This is a genomic window from Dyadobacter flavalbus, assembly GCF_006149045.1.
GTDB classification, from domain to species: Bacteria; Bacteroidota; Bacteroidia; order Cytophagales; family Spirosomataceae; genus Dyadobacter; species Dyadobacter flavalbus.
Genome location: NZ_VBSN01000069.1, coordinates 121,664 through 141,964, shown reverse-complemented (window position 1 = coordinate 141,964; position 20,301 = coordinate 121,664). Strand labels below are relative to the sequence as shown.

The window sequence follows — 20,301 nt, the reverse complement described above, 5'->3', positions numbered from 1 at the left end:
ATCAGTTGAAATCACAGGTTTCAAAATTTACTTTTTACATAATATCCGATTTTAAATCGCTAATAGCTAACAGCCAAAAGCTAACAGCCAATTACTCCAAGCCACTCATTAACCCGTTACAATGAACTTCAAATTTACCGTTTTCCTGCTTGCAGGTTTATTATTCAAAAACAGTTTATATGCCCAGCAGCATGCCGAACAGGATCATTCCAAATACGTTGCACCGACTGACCCGCTTGTACAGCAGAAATTAAGCAAATGGCAGGATGTGAAATTCGGGTTGCTGATGCACTGGGGAACGTATAGCCAGTGGGGAATTGTGGAATCCTGGTCGCTTTGCCCGGAGGATGAAGGCTGGTGCGAGCGCAGAGGACCGCATTCGCATGACTGGTATGAGTACAAAAAAGCCTATGAGGCTATTCCGCAAACCTTTAATCCTGTAAAATTCAACCCGGAAAGATGGGCGCAGGCTGCAAAAAATGCCGGCATGAAATATGTGGTTTTTACTACAAAGCATCATGACGGATTTGCCATGTTCGATTCCAAATACACGGATTACAAAATCACCAATACACCTTTCAAATCCAACCCGAAAAGCAATGTGACGAAAGAAGTTCTCTCGGCATTCAGAAATCAGGGATTCATGACCGGAACTTACTTTTCCAAACCGGACTGGAACACGGATTCTTACTGGTGGCCGTACTTTCCTCCCAAAGACCGCAATGTTTCCTATGATCCGAAGAAAAGGCCCGAAATGTGGCAGAAATTCAAGGATTTCACTTATAACCAGATCGAAGAACTGATGTCTGATTACGGCTCTGTGGATATTTTGTGGCTGGATGGCGGCTGGGTGCGTCCGTTCAGCACGATTGATCCGAATATCAGCTGGCAGAAAAGCATTCCGTACGATCAGGATATCGATATGCCCAGAATTGCCAAAATGGCCCGGTCGCATCAGCCCGGCCTGCTGGTTGTAGACCGGACGGTTACAGGTGAATTTGAAAATTATGTAACGCCCGAACAGTCCATCCCGGATCACTATATGTCCATTCCGTGGGAGTCGTGCATGACAATGGGCGATTCATGGTCTTATATTCCGAAAGAAAATTTCAAATCCACCCAAAAACTCGTGCATACGCTGGTGGATATCGTTGCCAAAGGCGGAAACCTGCTGCTGAATATCGCGCCGGGCCCGGACGGAGAATGGCATGAAGAAGCATACGGCCGACTGGAAGAAATGGGGAAATGGATGAATGTGAACGGGATCGGCATTTATGAAACCAAGCCGCTTGCGCCTTACCGCCAGGGAAAATGGGCCTATACCAAAAAAGGAAATACAACGTACGCTTTTTATCTGGCGGAGTCCGGCGAGAAAATCCCTGCAAGCCTGAAACCGGAAGGATTAACGCTTGCACCAAATGCCAGGATTTCATTGGCAGGAAAGAAAAAAACGCTTAAAGTAAAAGATGGTTCCATTCAGATTGCGTCGAAAGATATGGCTGAAATCGGTGAGCAGCCTGCGTACCTTTTTGTAATTAACTAGAAACTGGCTGGCAAGTTCAACTAAACCGGATTGCTTAACAAATTGCACTGAACACGGTTTTACAATAAAAAATTTGATACATTGGCGTGCCATTTGGTTCCCTGGATCCGTAAAATTGAACAAATCCGAAAGTGGCAGGAATACGCTGAAAACTTTTTTGAAGGAACCAGTTCCGGCAATGATTAACAACAGACAATGCTGCTTGCATTAACAAAGAAACCTTTTTTCAAATGATAAAACCCCTATCCTTCCTTTTTCTGTTAACGGCACTTCATTCTTTTGCCCAGACACCACCCAAACCTTACGGCGCACTGCCCGCTCCCCGGCAGATTGCCTGGCACGAAACCGAAGTTTACGGCATCATGCATTTTACCCCGACTACATTCGAGAATAAGGAATGGGGTTTTGGCGATGCCGATCCGAAGACTTTCAACCCTTCCGATTTCAACGCTGAACAAATAATCCTGGCTGCAAAAGCCGGCGGGCTGAAAGGAATCGTACTGGTTGCAAAACACCATGACGGCTTTGCGTTATGGCCGACCAAAACCACGGAATATAACATTACAAAAAGTCCGTTTCGCGGTGGAAAAGGCGATCTGGTGAAAGAAGTGGCCGATGCTGCCAGAAAACACGGGCTGAAATTCGGCGTTTACTGCTCGCCCTGGGACCGCAACAATGCCAGTTACGGAACGCCGGAATATATAAAGATTTACAGGGAACAGCTTCGGGAACTTTACACCAATTACGGCGAGCTGTTCATGTCATGGCACGACGGTGCCAACGGCGGTGACGGCTATTATGGCGGCGCAAAGGAAAAGCGTTCCATTGACAATACGACTTATTACCAGTGGGATTCCACCTGGACCAATCTGACGCGCAAGCTTCAGCCTTCGGCAAACATATTCAGCGATATTGGCTGGGATGTGCGCTGGGCCGGAAATGAGGACGGAAGTGTGAACGAAACTTCTTGGGCAACACTGACGCCAAAACCTTCGGAAGGAAAAAATGTGGCAGTTCCGGGACAGGCCAATGCAACGGAGAACCCGGGCGGAACCAGAAACGGAAAGTTCTGGATTCCGGCGGAATGCGACGTTCCGCTGCGCAAAGGCTGGTTTTATCATCCGGCAGAAAAACCCAAAACACCTGAAAAACTGTTTGACCTGTATCTTAAAAGTGTCGGTCGCGGTGCGGCGCTTGACCTTGGGCTTGCTCCCGACACGAGAGGACAATTGCACGATGATGATGTAGCAAGCCTGAAAGCTTTCGGCGATCATGTTAAAAAGACATTTGCCGTTAACCTCATTGCACGCGCAAGCTCAAGAGCCGTAAATGTACGCGGATATAATTCCATTTACAGCGCAAAAAACATACTGGACGGAAAAGCGGATACATACTGGGCTACGGACGACGACTTCAAAACCCCGGAAGTTACAATTGACCTGGGCCAGCCGGTTACGTTTGATATCATCTGCATTCAGGAATTTATCAAACTTGGACAAAGAGTGGAGGAATTTGCAGTGGATGTCTGGGAAAACAACAACTGGAAAGAAATCCATAGAGGAACCAGCATTGGCGCCAAAAGAATTGTAAAGCTGGAAGTTCCGGTAACTGCTCAGAAAATGCGGCTGAGAATCACCAAATCGCCGGTCAGCGTGGCCATTAGTGAATTCGGACTTTACAAGGATTCAGAATAGTTTCAGAGTCAGTTTAAAATAACATCTTTTAAATCCGGTACAAACGGGAACTGTGCTTTTGCGCAGGCCGTGTTTGTACCGGATTTTCTGCTTTACTCCAAATCGGCTTCTTCCATGTATATCTTCCGGAAGTATTTTGTAACCGGATATTTACTTTTTCCAATAAGTTCTACAAAGTAAATTACAACCGACTCGGCAAGCCTGATCTGATTATTAAGTTCAATCACAAAGGGTTACAACAACTATCCCAACTCCTCATTTATTAAAATACAAGAATAAAATTTTGTTATTCCAATATTCTACGATATACTATTTTATATAATATATTCATTACCTATTTTTGACCAGATCAGTACCTTTTGATTTACTTACATTTGGCATTTCTGATAATAGATAACAGACATTCTGCTCTGTGGAACTTTCTGCGGCCGGTGAATGACAATTTGTACACTTTGCCACTGATTGATGACATAGCAGGATTGAAACCAGTCTTTCCTGAAATTTCGGACTGGAATTACAAACGCGGGCATAATCTTCGGGCTTGCGGTCTGTTTTCTGATCTGCTTTCAAAACATACTCAACGCTGAAATTCCCTTTAAACCCGATTGAAATTGATTGTTAAATCCTTAAACTAAACCTGAAACAATTTGAAGAAAAACAGAAAAGGCAATTCTTACAGCAACATTGCCCCGGCCTGGAAATCATTGCCCGCAGCGAACATACTGCCCGTAGCAATGGAATTAACATCTACTATTTTATAACCTTTAACCAAACCTTTCATGAAAAAAACATTCTACCGAGGGAATGACCTGCTTAAACTGATGCAGGGCAGCGTTATTCTGTTACTAAGTGTCGGGCAGATCGCAGAAGCGGCTGTCGGGCCGGCTGAAAACAGCTTTTCAATTACCTTAAATGCAAGTCAATCTGCGGATATATCTATAAAAGGAAAAGTATTGGATGCAGCCGGCGGCGTCATTCCGGGCGCGACTGTCGTACTGAAAGGAAGCAGCTCTGTAGGAACCACAACGGATTCCGAAGGCCAGTTTTCTCTCAATGTACCCGACGGCAGCACTACGCTGGTTGTTTCTTCCATCGGCTTTCTGACGCAGGAAGTTGCAATCGGAAACAAAACGCAGATCGACATTACGCTTTTATCCGACGTAAAATCACTGAGCGAAGTGGTTGTTACCGGTTATTCTTCGCAGTCCAAAAGAGATATTACCGGCTCCGTATCCACCGTTGATCCCGTGGAACTGACCAAAGTGGCTGCACCGAACGTAGCGCAGCAGTTACAGGGAAGAGTTCCCGGCGTTACCGTTACGACCAACAACACGCCGGGCGGCGAAGCAACCGTTCGTATCCGCGGCTTTGGTACGATCAACAACAACGATCCGCTTTATGTAATTGATGGCGTTCCGACCAAAGGCGGGCTGAACAGCATCAACCCGAACAACATTGAATCCATGCAGGTGCTGAAAGATGCTTCTTCGGCTTCTATTTACGGTTCGCGTGCTGCAAACGGCGTTATTATTATTACAACGAAAAAAGGAAAAGCCGGTGCTCCGCAGTTTACTTTCAACAGCCGTTTCGGTGTGCAGAAAGGAAAAGTGGATTTGGGCCTGATCAAAGATCCGCAGCAATTCGGCGATCTGCTATGGACGCAGCGCAGAAATGCAGGCTTGCTGACCGGCGGTAATCCATCGCATCCGCAATACGGTAACGGCACGAATGCCGTGGTTCCGGATTACATTCTTGCAGGTTCCAATTATGGTATTACGCTGGACCCGAGCAATCCGAATGATCCTGCGGCTGCATTGGTAAACCCTGCGCTTTACAATTATAACCGTACGGGTTTTTACCAGATCGTAGAAGCAAACAAGCAAGGCACCGACTGGCACAAGGAAATCCTGCGTCCGGCTGCCATTCAGGAATACAATATCGGCGCAACGGGCGGAACGGAAACGGGAAGATATGCGCTTTCGCTGAATTATTTCAAACAGGACGGCGTGCTGCTAAATACATCCTTTAACCGTTATTCGCTTCGTTCCAATACAGAATTCCAGTTTAAAAAGAAAATCCGTTTTGGTGAAAACCTGGAAGTAAGTTATACGGAAAACAAAGGCTATTACAACAATAACGGTACGGCCAGCTCAGCAAACAACCAGGATGGAAACCCGATCGGAAACGGATACCGCATTCCTTCGATCATTCCGGTTTACGACATCATGGGCAATTTTGCGGCCACGCGTGCTGCCGGTTTGGGGCCTGCTACCAATCCGGTTGCTCAGCTGTACAGAACGAGGAACAATCAGACAAACAGCTTCCGGGTATTCGGAAATGCCTATGCAGAAGTGGACATTTTGAAAGATCTGGTTGCGAAATCAAGCATTGGTGTGGACTTTACCAATTCCAACCGCGTTGCCTATACTTTGCTGGATCTGGAAGAAGCTGAAATCGAATCGAACAATGCTTTGACCAATGCGTATGCTTACGATGTAAACTGGACATGGTCCAACACGCTGAATTACAGTAAAACATTCGGAAGTATCCACAAGCTGAATGCACTGCTCGGAACAGAAGCGATCAAAGGAACAGGCCGTGACATCACGGCAACGCGTACGACGTTTTTCTCCGAAGATCCTTTATATATGTACCTGAGCTCGGGTACGGCGGGGATCAACAACTCGGGTGCAGGCTACGAATGGGAACTGTTCTCGATTTTCGGCAAGATCAATTATGCGCTTAAAGACCGATATCTGCTGGAAGCAACGGTAAGACGTGACGGATCATCGCGTTTCGGACAAAACAACCGTTACGGAACTTTCCCTGCATTCAGCGCGGGATGGCGGGTTTCGGAAGAGGAGTTTATGAAAAACCTGACCTGGCTGGATGATTTGAAACTGAGAGGCGGCTGGGGACAAACAGGTAACCAGGAAATCGGAAATTACAACGGCTTCAGTACGTACCGCTCCACGCTGAACCAGTCGTCTTACGCCATTGACGGTTCGAACAACTCGGTACAGCCCGGCTTTGATACGCAGGCATTCGGAAACCAGGATGCGAAATGGGAAACCACCACGCAGACCAACCTTGGATTGGACGCTACTTTCCTGAAAGGGATGTTTGGCCTCGGTATTGATGTTTATACCCGTACAACTTCGGATATGCTTTATCAGGTTAGCTTGCCGGCAACGCAGGGTGTTGCAACGATTCCTTTTGTAAACGTAGGCTCCATGAACAACAAAGGTTTTGACCTTTCGATTGATTTCAACAACAAAGCACTGAACGGCGACCTTACTTATTCTGTAAGCGGTAACATTTCAGCTTACAAAAACAATGTTGAAAAACTAAACAACAGCGCATCGGCCGTGCTTTTGGGACCAGCCATCCGCAGCTATACGTGGACGCGTTCGGTAGCCGGAATGCCGCTGTATTCATTCTACGGTCTGCAGATCGACGGAATTTACCAGAATCAGGGCGAAGTGGACAATGGTGTGAAATATCCGGGATATGCGGCAGTCGGCAAGTACAAATACCATGATACGAACGGCGACGGAACCATTACGGATGCTGACAGGAAATTTATCGGAAACCCGCACCCTGACTTCACATACGGCATCAACCTGAACGTGGGTTACAAAGGGTTTGACGTTTCTGCATTCTTCCAGGGCGTACAGGGAAACCAGCTGATCAATATGGTAAAACGCTGGGTTGATTTCAACAATCAGGCCGGTAACAGAAGCCTTCGCATGCTGAACGATTCCTGGACTCCGCAGAATCCTGACGCCGTCCTTCCGATCCTGGATGCCAACGACAGCAGAAGTCAGCAGCCTTCCAGCTATTTCATAGAAGACGGCTCTTATTTCAGAATGAAAAACCTGACCATCGGTTATACGCTGCCGAATACCGTTTTGTCCAAAATCGGTCTGACCAGCGCACGCATTTATCTTCAGGGACAAAACCTTTTCACAATTACCAATTACAGCGGTATAGATCCGGAAGTTACTTCGGTCGGTTCAACGCCCGGAAGCACCGTACTGGGTGTTGATCAGGGTAATTATCCAAGATCAAAAATGTATCAGATCGGTATCAATTTCGGATTTTAACAGTAAAACAAACCAGTAAAGATTCATATATATCAAAAAACGATGAAAAAGAAAGTCTTAATATTTACGGCATTGGTTTGCATGGGAATGATCACTGCCTGTAAGGAAGAATTTCTGGAAACTACGCCGCTTGGTGTAGGAAATGAAGAAATGCTTTCCAATAAAACGGGTGTCAATGCAGTACTGATCGGTGCATACAGCTTGCTGGACGGCGTGGGTTCCGGCTTCAACTTTACTTCGTCTGTCAGTAACTGGATTTTTGGTTCCGTTGCTTCCGACGATGCATACAAAGGCAGCGACGTGGGTGACCAGTCGCAGATCACAACCATAGAACGTTACATTCCGCAGGCAGATATCGGCGCTTACAATGATAAATGGGTATCACTGTACGACGGCGTTTCCCGCTCCAACGATGCACTCAAGCTGATTGCAAAAGCAAAGGATATGACGCCGGCCGAAGTAACACAAGCCTCGGCAGAAGCCAGATTCCTGCGCGGATGGTATCATTTTGAAGCCAAGAAAATGTGGAATATGGTTCCTTATGTGGATGAAACGGTAACGGATTACATCAATCTTCCGAATGACAAAGACATCTGGCCAAACATTGAAGCTGATTTCCAGTATGCCGTGGACAACCTTTCGGTAACCAAAGCGCAGGCCGGAAGACCAAGCAAATGGACTGCAAAGGCCATGCTTGCCAAAGTACATATGTATCAGAATGACTATGCTGCGGCAAAACCGTTACTGGTGGATGTGATCGCAAACGGCCCTTATGCGCTTGTCCCGAATTTTCACGACAATTTCAGGATTGCGACTGAAAACAATTCAGAGTCTGTTTTTGAAGTACAAATGTCTGTCGGTGACGGCGGAAGCGGTGAAAACGGAAGCTGGGGCGACAACCTGAACTTTCCTTACGGTTCGGCTCCGGGCGGCTGCTGCGGTTTTTTCCAGCCTTCACAAAATCTGGTAAATGCATTCAAAACGGATGCAAACGGCCTGCCGCTGCTGGATACTTTCAACGATGTGGACGTAAAAAGCGACGAAGGACTTTCATCGGCAGATCCTTTCACGCCTTATGAAGGAACGCTGGACCCACGACTGGACTGGACTGTCGGACGCAGAGGTTTGCCGTTCCTGAATTGGGGAATTCATCCGGGAAAAAACTGGATCCGCGATCAGAGCTTTGCGGGACCTTACACTTTCAAGAAATATTTTGCCAACAGCGGTGAAAATGCGGGTGCGGAATCTCCGCGTGCCAATTCTAACAATTTCAGGTATCTGCGTTATGCCGACGTACTGCTGATGCGCGCGGAAATTGCCGTTGAGGAAAATGATCTGCCAACAGCATTATCAATTGTAAACCAGATCAGAACCCGTGCTGCAAATGAAGTTGTTCTTGCGGCTGACGGAAAGCCGGCTGCCAATTACCTGATCAAACCTTATCCTGCATTTGCTAACAAGGACTATGCAAGAAAGGCTGTCCGTTTTGAGCGCCGCGTTGAACTTGCCCTGGAAGGTCACCGTCATTTCGACCTTGTCCGCTGGGGAACTGCAAGCGAAGTCCTGAATGCATATCTGGCCAAAGAAAGCAAGAAGAGAACTTACCTGAACGGGGCTACATTTGTAAAAGGCAAAAGCGAGTACTTCCCTATTCCGCAGGCACAAATTGACATCATGGGCGCAAATGTCCTTAAACAGAATCAGTAATTAAAATCATTTAAGCAGCTCTTTCCAGAAATCCTGGATTAACCCGGTTTCTATCTGACGGAACTGTACCAGTTAAAATAGTAGTTATAATCAGTAATTGACAAAGTACGTTTTCAGATGAGAACGTACTTTTTTTTATGAAGAGCAATGCGTAACAGCGAACCGTACACATTTAAAATTCTTTGAAAACCGACATTTTGATCTTAAATTTGTCATTAAAATAGCAAGCTGAGGTTTGCTATTTTAATGGTGAATTACTCTACATTTTTAGTATACTACATAGACTTTGAAGGAAGCAGCGGATTTTACACCCTCAACGAAGACGAACGACTGGGAATCTCTTCAGGTAGCATACATTGCAAGCGGCGATCCGGAAGAAGACCGGCGTTTGGCAGCACTTGCCCGCGAAAAGGGGCAGATCGTTTTTCTGCGGGACCTTCCTCAGGAATCAGATGTACGTTTCAGCCAGCCTTCGGCACCTTCTCTGCCGGCTGCCAACGACAATATTTCAGCAGCAACAAGAACAAAAACACCTTTAACATGGGAAACTGTCCAGCAGAAAATATGGGCAGCAACCATCCGAAAACGCAGCCGCACCGAAGTTGCAGTCAATATTTTTTCTGCGATTGCCTTGATGATCGTCGGCCATTTACTGTTCACTTTCTTCACTTACGACCGGCTTACAGTCCTGTGGAACGAGCTGGAACTGAATGAGACTTTCTTCTATTATGTACTTGGCGGTTTTGTGGCACAAATGATCGATGGGGCTTTGGGAATGGCTTACGGTGTTACCGCAGCTACTTTTCTGCTTACGCTGGGCGTTCCGCCTTCCGCAGTAAGTGCAAGCGTTCACACTTCCGAAATATTTACAAGCGGCGTTTCAGGTTACATGCACCTGAAATTCGGAAATGTAAACAGCAAACTTTTCAAGAAAATCCTGTTTCCGGGTGTGATCGGCGCCATTACAGGTGCCTATCTTTTATCTTCACTTGAACATTACATTTATATCATCAAGCCGCTGGTCGCAGTTTATACGCTGATTCTGGGAATTCTTATTATTCAGAAAGCGTTAAAGAAACGAATTGAAAAAAGGCCGTTTACCAAAATCGGATGGCTTGCAATGGCAGGCGGAACGCTGGATTCAATCGGCGGCGGAGGCTGGGGCCCGATTGTAACTTCCACACTGATCGCGCGCGGACGTCATCCGAAATATACGATCGGATCTGTAAACCTGGCGGAGTTCTTTGTGTCGCTTGCAAGTTCGGTCACTTTCATCAGCATCATCGGTTTTTCACATTGGAAAGTCGTGCTGGGCCTGATACTGGGCGGAATGGTCGCCGCCCCGATCGCAGCGAACCTTTCAAGAAGGCTGCCGATAAAAACCATGATGATTATGGTCGGAACCATTGTTGTGATTGTGAGTCTGAGGATTATTTATATGGTTTGGTTTTAGCTGTTAGCTGTTAAGATAAAGCAAAATTACTTTTACGATACTTGCCGAAACTGAATAAACCTGATAAAAATATACCTGATCATTGCATTAGGAACAATTACAGATATTAAAAACAGAATTAAATTTTAAATGCCAGAAGCCGATAGCTAAAAGCCAACAGCTAACCGCTAAAAGCTTACCACCAATCCAGATATGAAAAAGCAAACCAAAGCAATACGCACGCAAACAGGCAAAACCAAATACCGCGAACATTCCACACCGCTTTTTTTAACCAGCAGTTTCACATTTGAGAGTGCAGAACAGGGAAAAGCGCTTTTTGAAGAAACAGAAGAAGGAAACATTTACAGCCGTTTTTCCAATCCGAGTGTTCAGGAATTTGTAGACAAGGTTTGTCTTCTGGAAGATTGTGAAGATGGCGTTGCAACGGCCACCGGAATGGCAGCGGTTTTTGCAAGTATGGCTGCTTTGCTGAAAAACGGCGATCATATTCTGGCAAGCCGCGCGTTGTTCGGCTCTGCGCATCAGATCATTACACAAATTCTGAGCAAATGGGGCATTACTTATACTTATCTGGATTCAGACGCAAGCGAATCGGACTGGGAAGCGGCTGTGCAGCCAAATACCCGAATGATTTACCTTGAAACTCCTTCCAATCCCGGTCTTGATCTTGTTGATCTGGCCATGATCGGCAGAATATGTAAAAAGCATCATTTGATTTTTAACGTTGACAACTGCTTTGCTTCTCCAGCCCTGCAGAATCCGGCGGAATTCGGCGCTGACCTTGTTGTGCATTCCGCTACCAAATTTATGGACGGACAAGGCCGCGTGTTGGGCGGAATTGTTGTCGGCAAAAAAGAATATATAAAAGAACTGCGGTTTTTCTGTCGCCAGACCGGACCGTCCATGTCGCCGTTCAATGCGTGGGTTTTAAGCAAAAGCCTTGAAACGCTGGGCCTGAGAATGGAAAAACATTCCGCCAATGCCTTGCAGCTGGCAAAAGCGCTTGAAAATCATGCAGATGTAAAAAATGTAAAATACCCGTTCCTGGAATCACATCCGCAGTTTCATCTTGCCAAACAGCAAATGAGCGGTGGCGGGGCGATAGTTACAATTGAGCTGGAAGGCGGTTTTGAAAGAGTAGCTGCATTTATGGATGCACTGGAAATAGCTTCCCTTTCTTCCAATCTGGGCGATACGCGTACGATTGTAACAAATCCGTATACGACTACGCATGCCAAGCTCAAACCGGACGAAAAACTTGCTTTGGGCATTACAGAAGGATTGATAAGAATATCCGTTGGTTTGGAAGACATTGAAGACCTGATCGAAGATTTTACCAACGCCGTAGAGGTCTCGGTAAAAAGTGATATATTGGAGTAAAATCCGGAATTTTCCAGGCAGCTATTTTAGGAAAGAAATATGAAAGCACTCACTATTAATTTGCCTGAACAGTTTGATAAAAAGGAAGTATTACTTACCATTTCAGCACAATTGTATCAGCAAGGTGCACTTTCGGCAAATCAGGCAACGGATCTGGCAGGCGTTACAATGAATGAACTGATTCATCATTCTTTACCAGAAAGTGATTCGTTAAAGAAATATCTGGAACCAGGTAAAGAGTATATATCAACAGAGGAATGGATTGAAGACCTCAAAGCACAGCAGAACTACAAAGAATTTAATCAGAATGAGTTTGAAAAGTTTGCTTCGGACCTGGACATACAGGAACCTTTGGAAGATTTATTGTCTCAGTTAACCAAATGAATTATTTTCTTGATACCAATATACTTTTAGCGTATTTGAAGCAACACACACTTGTCAAAAATTTACAAAAGTATTTTGAATTAGAAACGAGTCCGAATTTAATCTTTACCTCAGCTGTTTGCATTGGAGAGTTAAAGTCTCTGGCAGTTCAAAATAACTGGGGTGAAAAAAGAATACATTCAATTGAATTGCTGAGGCAGTTTATATTGATTACTAACACGCTTGAAAATACAATTATTGACCGCTATGCAAGAATTGATGCATATAGTCAAGGCAGATTGCAGGAAAAACAACTTGAAACTTCTGCCAGAAACATGGGTAAAAATGACTTGTGGATTGCTGCTACAGCGAGTGTTTTAAACGCAACTATAATAACAACGGACAAGGACTTTGATCACCTGCATAATCAGTTTCTGAAGGTTGCCCGTTTTGATTTGAAATAAATTCATGATGAACACCATATTATCCTCTTTAAACGCGGCCATTGAAGGCAAAAGTGAAATTGAATCACTGGCGATTCTGGCTGATCTTTTTCCCGGTGAAGTCGTTTTTTCGACCAGCCTTGGCTACGAGGACCAGGCAATTACCGATCTTATTCTAAAGAATAACATCAATATCACCATTTTTACCCTTGATACCGGCCGTTTGTTCAGCGAAACCTACATGACGCTGCAAAAGACAAATAACCGTTACGACACCAAGATCAAGGTTTACTATCCGCAGACCAGCGCTGCTGAGGAACTGGTGAGCACCAAAGGCCCGCTGAGTTTCTACGAATCGGTGGAAAACAGAAAAGAGTGCTGCTTTATCCGTAAAGTGGAACCGCTGAACCGCGCACTAAAAGGTGCTAAAATCTGGGTTACCGGCATCCGGGCAGAACAGTCAGGAAACCGTCAGGGAATGGAAAGGCTGGAATGGGACGAGGCGCATCAGCTTGTGAAGTTCCACCCTATTCTGGACTGGACATTCGAGGAAGTTAAAACGTATGTAAAATCCAACGGAATTCCTTACAATCCATTGCATGACAAAGGATTTGTAAGCATTGGCTGCGCTCCGTGCACCCGTGCCATTCAGGAAGGCGAGGATTTCCGCGCCGGACGCTGGTGGTGGGAAGATGAATCCAAAAAAGAGTGCGGCTTGCATGCCAAATAATATAATCAGAAGAGAAAGTTAAATAATAAAGCGAGTATGTCAATTTCAGTTAAAGAAGTGTCGGAAATCAGCGATCAGGATGCCGGACGCAGAACGCCCGATTATCTGGACCAGCTAGAGGCCGAAGCTATTTATATCATGCGTGAAGTGGCCGGCCAGTTTGAGCGTCCAGCCTTGTTGTTTTCAGGCGGAAAAGATTCCATAACCCTTGTTCGTCTTGCTCAGAAAGCCTTTGCTCCGGGTAAAATTCCATTCCCGCTTGTACATGTTGATACCGGACACAATTTTATTGAAGCAATCAATTACCGCGACGAACTTGCCCAGCTTACGGGTGCCAAGCTGATCGTCCGCTATGTGGAAGATACGATCAAGGCAAAAGGACTTAAAGAGCAGACTGGTAAAAATGCAAGCCGGAACTGGCTTCAGACATTTACTTTGCTGGATACCATTGAAGAATTTGAATTTGACGCCTGCATAGGCGGTGCACGCCGTGACGAAGAAAAAGCACGTGCAAAAGAACGGATATTTTCGTTTCGTGACGAGTTCGGGCAATGGGACCCGAAACGGCAGCGCCCCGAACTCTGGAACCTTTTCAACGGCCGTATTCACAAAGGTGAAAACGTGCGCGTTTTCCCGATTTCAAACTGGACCGAACTGGACGTCTGGGCTTATCTGAAAAGAGAAAAAATAGCACTTCCTTCCATCTATTTCGCGCACGAACGTGAACTGATCCTGCGCGACGGACATTTGCTGGCCAACACGCCTGTAATCGAAAAAGATGAAAACGATCAGATTGTGACTCGTCAGGTTCGCTTCCGTACAGTTGGCGATATGACCTGTACCGCCGCTGTGGAATCCAGCGCGGCTACTTTGGACGAGGTTATTGCTGAAATTACCGTTTCGAGGATCAGTGAACGTGGTGAAACACGTATCGACGATCAGCAGACGGAAGCAGCGATGGAAGATCGTAAAAAAGGAGGTTATTTCTGATCGGAAGTACAGACGGAGAAGAAAAGGTTTATTCGCGGCTGAACGGCCGTTTTCAAATTCAATGACGAAATGGATTTATTAAGATTTATTACAGCAGGTTCCGTTGATGACGGAAAAAGTACATTGATCGGACGCTTGCTTTACGATACAAAAAATATTCTTGCAGACCAGATGGAAGCCATCGAACGCGCGAGCAAAAGCCGTAACGTTGGAGAAATCGATCTTGCATTACTGACGGACGGCCTTCGTTCCGAGCGGGAACAGGGAATTACGATTGACGTTGCGTACAAATACTTTCAGACACCAAAACGGAAATTCATCAGCATTGATGCACCGGGCCATATTCAGTATACAAGAAATATGGTTACGGGCGCTTCCAACGCGGATTTGGCCATTATTTTGGTAGACGCACGTCATGGCGTTGTGGAACAAACACGCCGCCATTCGCTGATTGCCTCCATGCTCGGCATTCCGCATGTCATTGTGGCCATCAACAAAATGGATCTTGTAGGAAATTCAGAGGACGCATTTCTGGAAATCGCAAAATCGTATCAGGAACTTGCTTCAAAGCTTTTGATCAAGGACCTGACCATTATTCCCGTAAGTGCACTGAACGGCGACAATATTGTTGACAGATCCGTAAACATGCCTTGGTATACAGGCGAAACATTGCTTTCCGTTCTTGAAAATGTAAATGTGCTGAAAGACCAAAATCTGGAAGACAGCCGTTTTTCGGTTCAGTACGTAATCCGTCCCCAGACAGAAGAACTGCACGATTACCGCGGGTATGCAGGCCGTGTACAAAGCGGAACGTTCAAAAAAGGAGATCTGATCAAAGTGCTTCCTTCCGAGCAGGAATCAAAAATTGCCAAAATTGAATTCGGCGGAAACGAAATTGAAGAAGCGTCTGTTTTAGAATCGGTTACCATACTGCTGGAAGACGATATTGACATCAGCCGCGGAGATATGATCGTTTCTCTGAATAATTCGCCAATTGTCAGTCAGGATATCGAAGCGCTTGTTTGCTGGATGGATGACAAAAAACAACTTAAACCCGGAAATAAATACGTATTACAGCACGGAACTGCAAGGTCCCGCTGTTCCATCCGCGACATAGAATATCAGATTGATATCAATTCCTACGAAAAGCTGGACGAAGTAGAAAGTCTGAAACTGAATGATGTTGCAAGAATTGTTTTGAGAACAGCCCAGCCGATTGCTTACGACGCATATCAGAGAAACCGGTCCAACGGCGCAGCCATCCTGATCGATGAAACTTCCAATGTGACGGTCGGGGCATGTATGATTGAATAAAAGGACCATAATTAACGGTCATATTGAGCGAAAGAGCATTAAATCAGTCGCATAAGCTTCGGCTTCGCTCAGCGTGACAGTGCAAATAAGAATATCAACATGAGCGAAATAATCATTTCTGAAAAAGTATCCGCCGTTGCAAAGCGCGATATTATTGATCTGCAGCAAAAAATCGGTGCGTTCAATACCGGTGAAACGCCGGATGAAGCATTCCGCAAGTTTCGTCTTACCCGCGGCGTGTACGGACAACGTCAGCCGGGCGTTCAGATGATCCGTATCAAACTTCCTTATGGCCGCGTTACGGCGGATCAGCTGGTGAGAATTGCAGATACTTCGGACAAATATGCAACCGGAAACCTGCATGCGACTACCCGTCAGGATATTCAGCTACACTTTGTAAAACTTTCCGATTCGCCGCAGCTCTGGGCTGACCTGGAAGATGCGGGCATTACGTTGAAAGAAGCCTGCGGAAATACGGTTCGTAACGTAACGGCTTCATCCATCGCCGGAATTGATCCGGACGAACCTTTTGACGTTTCGCCGATTGCGCATTCCATATTTGCCTATTTTCTGCGCAACCCGATTTGTCAGGATATGGGCCGGAAATTCAAAATTGCCGTTTCTTCCTCAGAAAAAGATTCCGCACTGGCATTCATTCATGACGTTGGCTTAATCGCCAAATGGGGACTGAACGACAAAGGCGAACAGGTAAAAGGATTTAAAGTACTGATCGGCGGCGGATTGGGCGCTCAGCCTTTTTCTGCACAAACCGCTTACGAATTTCTTGAAGAAGAACACGTTATTCCTTTTATAGAATCGTTATTGCGCGTTTTTGACCGCTTCGGAGAACGTACACGCCGTCACAAGGCCCGTATGAAATTCCTTTTGAACGACATTGGTCTGGAAGATTTGCTGGAAAAAGCAAAAGCAGAACGTACGGCATTGAAAAACAAAGTTTTCAGCATACCTGAGGATCTGTTTCAGAAACCTGCCGAAAGTCTTGAGTATGCTGATCGTCCTTCACTGAGCAACGATGAAATCATTAGTCTTGCAAGTGCGACGCTGGAAGCAGATGAAACTGAAGAATTTCAGAAATGGCTGAAAACAAACGTTTTTGAGCAAAAACAAAAAGGATGGTATGCCGTTCAGCTGCGTGTTCTGCTGGGCGATATGAACTCGAGTATTGCACGTTCACTGGCCGATCTGGTTCGTGCGTATGCAGCGGATGATATCCGGGTTACTGTAAATCAGGGTTATTTGCTTCGTTTTATCAAGCCCGAAGATCTTGCAGCCGTTTACCAGCGGTTGAAAGGTCTCGGCCTGGCAACGCCCGGTTTTGACAGCACGGCGGATATTACAACCTGCCCGGGAACTGATACCTGCAACCTTGCCATTTCAAGCAGCTACGGCATTACCCGTGCGCTGGAAGATGTGATGCGGGATGAATTTCCTGAGATGATTTACAATCAGGATATCAAAATAAAGATAAGCGGCTGCATGAACGGTTGCGGACAGCACAATGCTTCCAACATCGGATTTCATGGCAGTTCCATAAAGAATGGCAAACTCGTACTTCCGGCATTGCAAGTGCTGCTTGGCGGTGGTTTTTCCGGCGATGGCGTTGGTCTGATCGGTGACAAAGTAATCAAGATCCCTACAAAGAGAGGACCCGAAGCATTGCGTATCTTGTTCAATGATTATGAACAGAATGCCTTTGACGGTGAATATTTTAACCAGTACTACAATCGTCAGACCAAGAATTATTTTTATCAGTTGCTGAAACCGCTTGCCGATCTGACAAATGTTCAGGACAGCGATTACCGTGACTGGGATCATGACGAACTGTTCAAAACAGAGGTAGGCGTCGGAGAATGTGCCGGTGTCATGATTGATCTTGTGGCGACCACTATTACCGAAGCGCAGGAGAAACTGAAATTATCCAGAGAAAACTACGAAGCAGGAAACTGGGCCGACGCCATTTACCATGCATATAATGTGCTGATTACCGGTGCAAAAGCACTGCTGATGACCAAAGATGTGAGCACCAATACGCAGTACGGCATTGTCAATGACTTTGAAACCAACTTTGGCAAAGAATTCCGGTATGAAATTCCTGCGGAGTTTGTTTTGCCGGATTCAGCAGAGACACCTTTCCGTTCACTTGCATTCAGTATCAACAAGTTTGAGCCGGGTGAGGAGTTTGCAACTTACTTTATCAATACAGCTTCTGAATTCCTGAACTTTGTTCAGCAATCCCGCGAAAACCAGCTTGTCGAAACCGGCGAGCCCGTGTTGCAGGAACTGACATTCGGAAAAGACAGCTAAAAGAATTCCGGCTTTCAGTAAACAGAATCTGATAACCGTTTGCTGAAAGCCGGGTTCCATTCAAATATGAAACTTACATTAATTGGTGCAGGGCCGGGCGATCCGGAACTTATAACCCTCAAAGGAGTTAAGGCCCTGCAAAATGCACGGGTTGTATTATACGATTCACTCGCACATCCGGCTCTTCTTGATTACTGCCCTTCTGATTGTATCAAAATTCTTGTCGGAAAACGCTTTGGCAAAACCAGCTGCGGGCAGGATGAAATCAATGATCTTATTGTTGAGAATGCCCGAAAGTATGGCGAAGTTGTCCGGTTGAAAGGCGGTGACTCGTTTATATTCGGTCGCGGATACGAAGAAATTGCTTTTGCGTCACAGCATGGAATTGAAACAGAAGTCATTCCGGGTATTTCCAGCAGTTATGCAGCTCCTGCTTCGGCTGGCATTCCGCTTACTTCCAGAGGTATAAGTGAAAGTTTCTGGGTCATTACGGGCACGACCAAAGCACACGAACTTTCCAAAGACCTTTATCTGGCTGCACAGTCAACGGCAACGGTTGTCATTTTGATGGGCTTGCATAAACTGGAAGAAATCGTTTCCATCTATTCCGCCATCCATAAACTGGACGAACCCGTTTCCATTATTCAGAACGGAACGCTTGAAAACCAGAAACTGATTACGGGAAAAATCAGCAATATTGTGCCGTTGTCCAGAGTGAGCGGAATGGCTTCACCGGCAATCATCGTCATTGGAAAAGTGGCTGCGCTTCCGGATTTGTCTTATGAGCAGATTCAGGAAATGATTGCAAAAAACAAGCCAGCCAATCTGAAGGAAGATTAAAACAGGCTCAGCAGCCAGTTCAGGTCAATAAAATTTTCCTTGCCCCGGAATTCAAGAAAGTAAATAATTACTGCCAGGGCAGCATAGCTGATAAAAAGCCATTTCTTTTTCATTTCATACTGATCATGGTGATGAAAATAATCATAAACCATGGAAGCACTGAATCCGAAAATCATCAGTATGAACGATAACAATCCACAATCCTGGCGGTAATGATGATAGGTATGCAGTGCAGGTGCCCCGAGCACAAGATACATCAGCCACATCCCGAAGCCCAGCCGGTAAAGATATACGCTCATGCGGCGATCATTCTTTATATCCAATAATTCTGCCAGCATGTCGTTATGAAGTTGGTTAGAAACAGTGAATTTAACAATTCTGAAAACAATTGCCAACATTTTATATACATACTATATATACGTATTATTGCAAAAATTGTTTTCATGAAGCACACTATTTCCCAGTTTCTTTTTTCGCTGCTCAATCAGGTTTCGCATCTTTCCTGGAAAAATGCCTTCCGGCTTTCCGACTTTCTTTGCTGGTCTGTGTTCGGCGTAATCGGTTACCGTAAAAAGGTGATCCGTGAAAATCTCAGAAACAGTTTCCCTGAAAAAACAGATGCAGAATTAAACTGTATCGAAAAGAACTTTTGCATCCACTTTACCGATCTGATCGTGGAAACGATCAAATTCCGGAGCGCAAGCCCGGAATGTGTCCGCGAACGGCTGCAAGGAGATATCAGCATCATGGACAAGTTTTACCATGATAAAACAAATATTATTTTTCTGATGGGGCACAGAGGCAACTGGGAACTGGCCAACCTGTTTTCATCGCTCTGCTTCAAGCATGAATGCATTGTGGTGTACCGACCGCTTCAGAACCCGGCTTCCGATCAGTGGTTTCTGGACCTGAGAACAAGGTTTGGTGCCGTGCTGGTGCCCATGGACAATATTTTCAAGGAACTGCAGAAGCCGAGGGATAAACCTTACGTCGTGGTACTCGCAAATGATCAGTCGCCTAATCCGAAGACGGCTTTCTGGACCAAGTTTTTGTGTCAGGATACCGGCGTTTTCCGGGGCGTCGAAACCATTGCACGCCGTTATAACCTGACTGTACTTTATGCCGATTTCAGCAAAGTTGCCAATCAAAGAGGATATTATGAAGTGGCCATTTCGGTCATTACCGAAAACCCGAGGGAAGTCCAGAACAATGTCATTCTGGAAAAACAACTGCAGATTCTTGAAAAAGACATTGAGCAGCAGCCGCATAACTGGCTGTGGAGCCACAGGCGATGGAAACATAAAAGGCCGCAGAACCTGAAACCGGAACAAACACTCGCTCTGCGCTTACCCGACCTATAAGCCCGGTCCGGCGATTTAAGTGGCATTTTCCGGAACTATTTCCTTTGCAGAT

15 protein-coding genes are annotated in these 20,301 nt (G+C 45.7%); 14 read left to right on the top strand and 1 reads right to left on the bottom strand.

Going from position 1 to position 20,301, the window contains the following annotated elements; translation table 11 throughout:
* Positions 1-121 precede the first annotated feature (121 nt).
* The 13 genes from FEM33_RS22460 (at position 122) to cobA (ending at position 18,888) form a co-directional block, all read left to right on the top strand.
* Entirely contained in the window at positions 122-1,543 is a 1,422-nt protein-coding gene (locus tag FEM33_RS22460; protein WP_139014218.1) for an alpha-L-fucosidase, read from the top strand.
* A gap of 230 nt (positions 1,544-1,773) precedes the next feature.
* The gene (locus FEM33_RS22455) at positions 1,774-3,237 is read left to right on the top strand and encodes an alpha-L-fucosidase (RefSeq protein ID WP_139014217.1); all 1,464 of its coding nucleotides are present in this window, start codon (positions 1,774-1,776) and stop codon (positions 3,235-3,237) included.
* A 779-nt stretch (positions 3,238-4,016) separates the two neighbouring features.
* On the top strand, positions 4,017-7,343 hold the full coding sequence (locus FEM33_RS22450) for a SusC/RagA family TonB-linked outer membrane protein (RefSeq protein WP_229214367.1): 3,327 nt from the start codon (positions 4,017-4,019) through the stop codon (positions 7,341-7,343).
* Between the two features lie 42 nt (positions 7,344-7,385).
* On the top strand, positions 7,386-9,050 hold the full coding sequence (locus FEM33_RS22445) for a RagB/SusD family nutrient uptake outer membrane protein (RefSeq protein ID WP_139014216.1): 1,665 nt from the start codon (positions 7,386-7,388) through the stop codon (positions 9,048-9,050).
* Between the two features lie 286 nt (positions 9,051-9,336).
* Positions 9,337-10,503 carry a sulfite exporter TauE/SafE family protein gene (locus FEM33_RS22440; RefSeq protein WP_139014215.1) on the top strand — a complete coding sequence of 389 codons (1,167 nt, stop codon included), beginning with the start codon at positions 9,337-9,339 and terminating at the stop codon, positions 10,501-10,503.
* Positions 10,504-10,695: 192 nt separating this feature from the next.
* Positions 10,696-11,883: a trans-sulfuration enzyme family protein gene (locus FEM33_RS22435; protein ID WP_139014214.1), complete on the top strand. Its 1,188-nt coding sequence runs from the start codon at positions 10,696-10,698 to the stop codon at positions 11,881-11,883.
* 39 nt (positions 11,884-11,922) lie between these two features.
* A complete protein-coding gene (locus tag FEM33_RS22430; protein WP_139014213.1) occupies positions 11,923-12,267 on the top strand; it encodes a hypothetical protein in 345 nt (114 codons plus the stop codon).
* Positions 12,264-12,710: a type II toxin-antitoxin system VapC family toxin gene (locus FEM33_RS22425; RefSeq protein ID WP_139014212.1), complete on the top strand. Its 447-nt coding sequence runs from the start codon at positions 12,264-12,266 to the stop codon at positions 12,708-12,710. The genes FEM33_RS22430 and FEM33_RS22425 overlap by 4 nt, the downstream gene beginning before the upstream one ends.
* A gap of 7 nt (positions 12,711-12,717) precedes the next feature.
* Entirely contained in the window at positions 12,718-13,419 is a 702-nt protein-coding gene (locus FEM33_RS22420) for a phosphoadenylyl-sulfate reductase (protein WP_139014341.1), read from the top strand.
* 36 nt (positions 13,420-13,455) lie between these two features.
* Positions 13,456-14,409, top strand: a complete 954-nt coding sequence (gene cysD, locus FEM33_RS22415) for a sulfate adenylyltransferase subunit CysD (RefSeq protein ID WP_229214366.1) — start codon at positions 13,456-13,458, stop codon at positions 14,407-14,409.
* 69 nt (positions 14,410-14,478) lie between these two features.
* A complete protein-coding gene (locus FEM33_RS22410; RefSeq protein ID WP_139014211.1) occupies positions 14,479-15,723 on the top strand; it encodes a sulfate adenylyltransferase subunit 1 in 1,245 nt (414 codons plus the stop codon).
* A 99-nt stretch (positions 15,724-15,822) separates the two neighbouring features.
* On the top strand, positions 15,823-18,048 hold the full coding sequence (locus FEM33_RS22405; protein ID WP_139014210.1) for a ferredoxin-like domain-containing protein: 2,226 nt from the start codon (positions 15,823-15,825) through the stop codon (positions 18,046-18,048).
* A 66-nt stretch (positions 18,049-18,114) separates the two neighbouring features.
* Positions 18,115-18,888 (top strand): uroporphyrinogen-III C-methyltransferase, encoded by a 774-nt coding sequence (gene cobA, locus FEM33_RS22400; protein WP_139014209.1) that lies wholly within the window; start codon positions 18,115-18,117, stop codon positions 18,886-18,888.
* Here the strand turns inward: cobA and FEM33_RS22395 are convergent.
* A complete protein-coding gene (locus FEM33_RS22395; RefSeq protein WP_139014208.1) occupies positions 18,885-19,226 on the bottom strand; it encodes a hypothetical protein in 342 nt (113 codons plus the stop codon). The two genes, cobA and FEM33_RS22395, sit on opposite strands and share 4 nt — an antisense overlap.
* A 105-nt stretch (positions 19,227-19,331) precedes the next feature.
* On the opposite strand from FEM33_RS22395, the gene FEM33_RS22390 reads away from it, so the two are divergent.
* Positions 19,332-20,249: a lysophospholipid acyltransferase family protein gene (locus tag FEM33_RS22390; protein ID WP_161597214.1), complete on the top strand. Its 918-nt coding sequence runs from the start codon at positions 19,332-19,334 to the stop codon at positions 20,247-20,249.
* Positions 20,250-20,301: the final 52 nt, after the last annotated feature.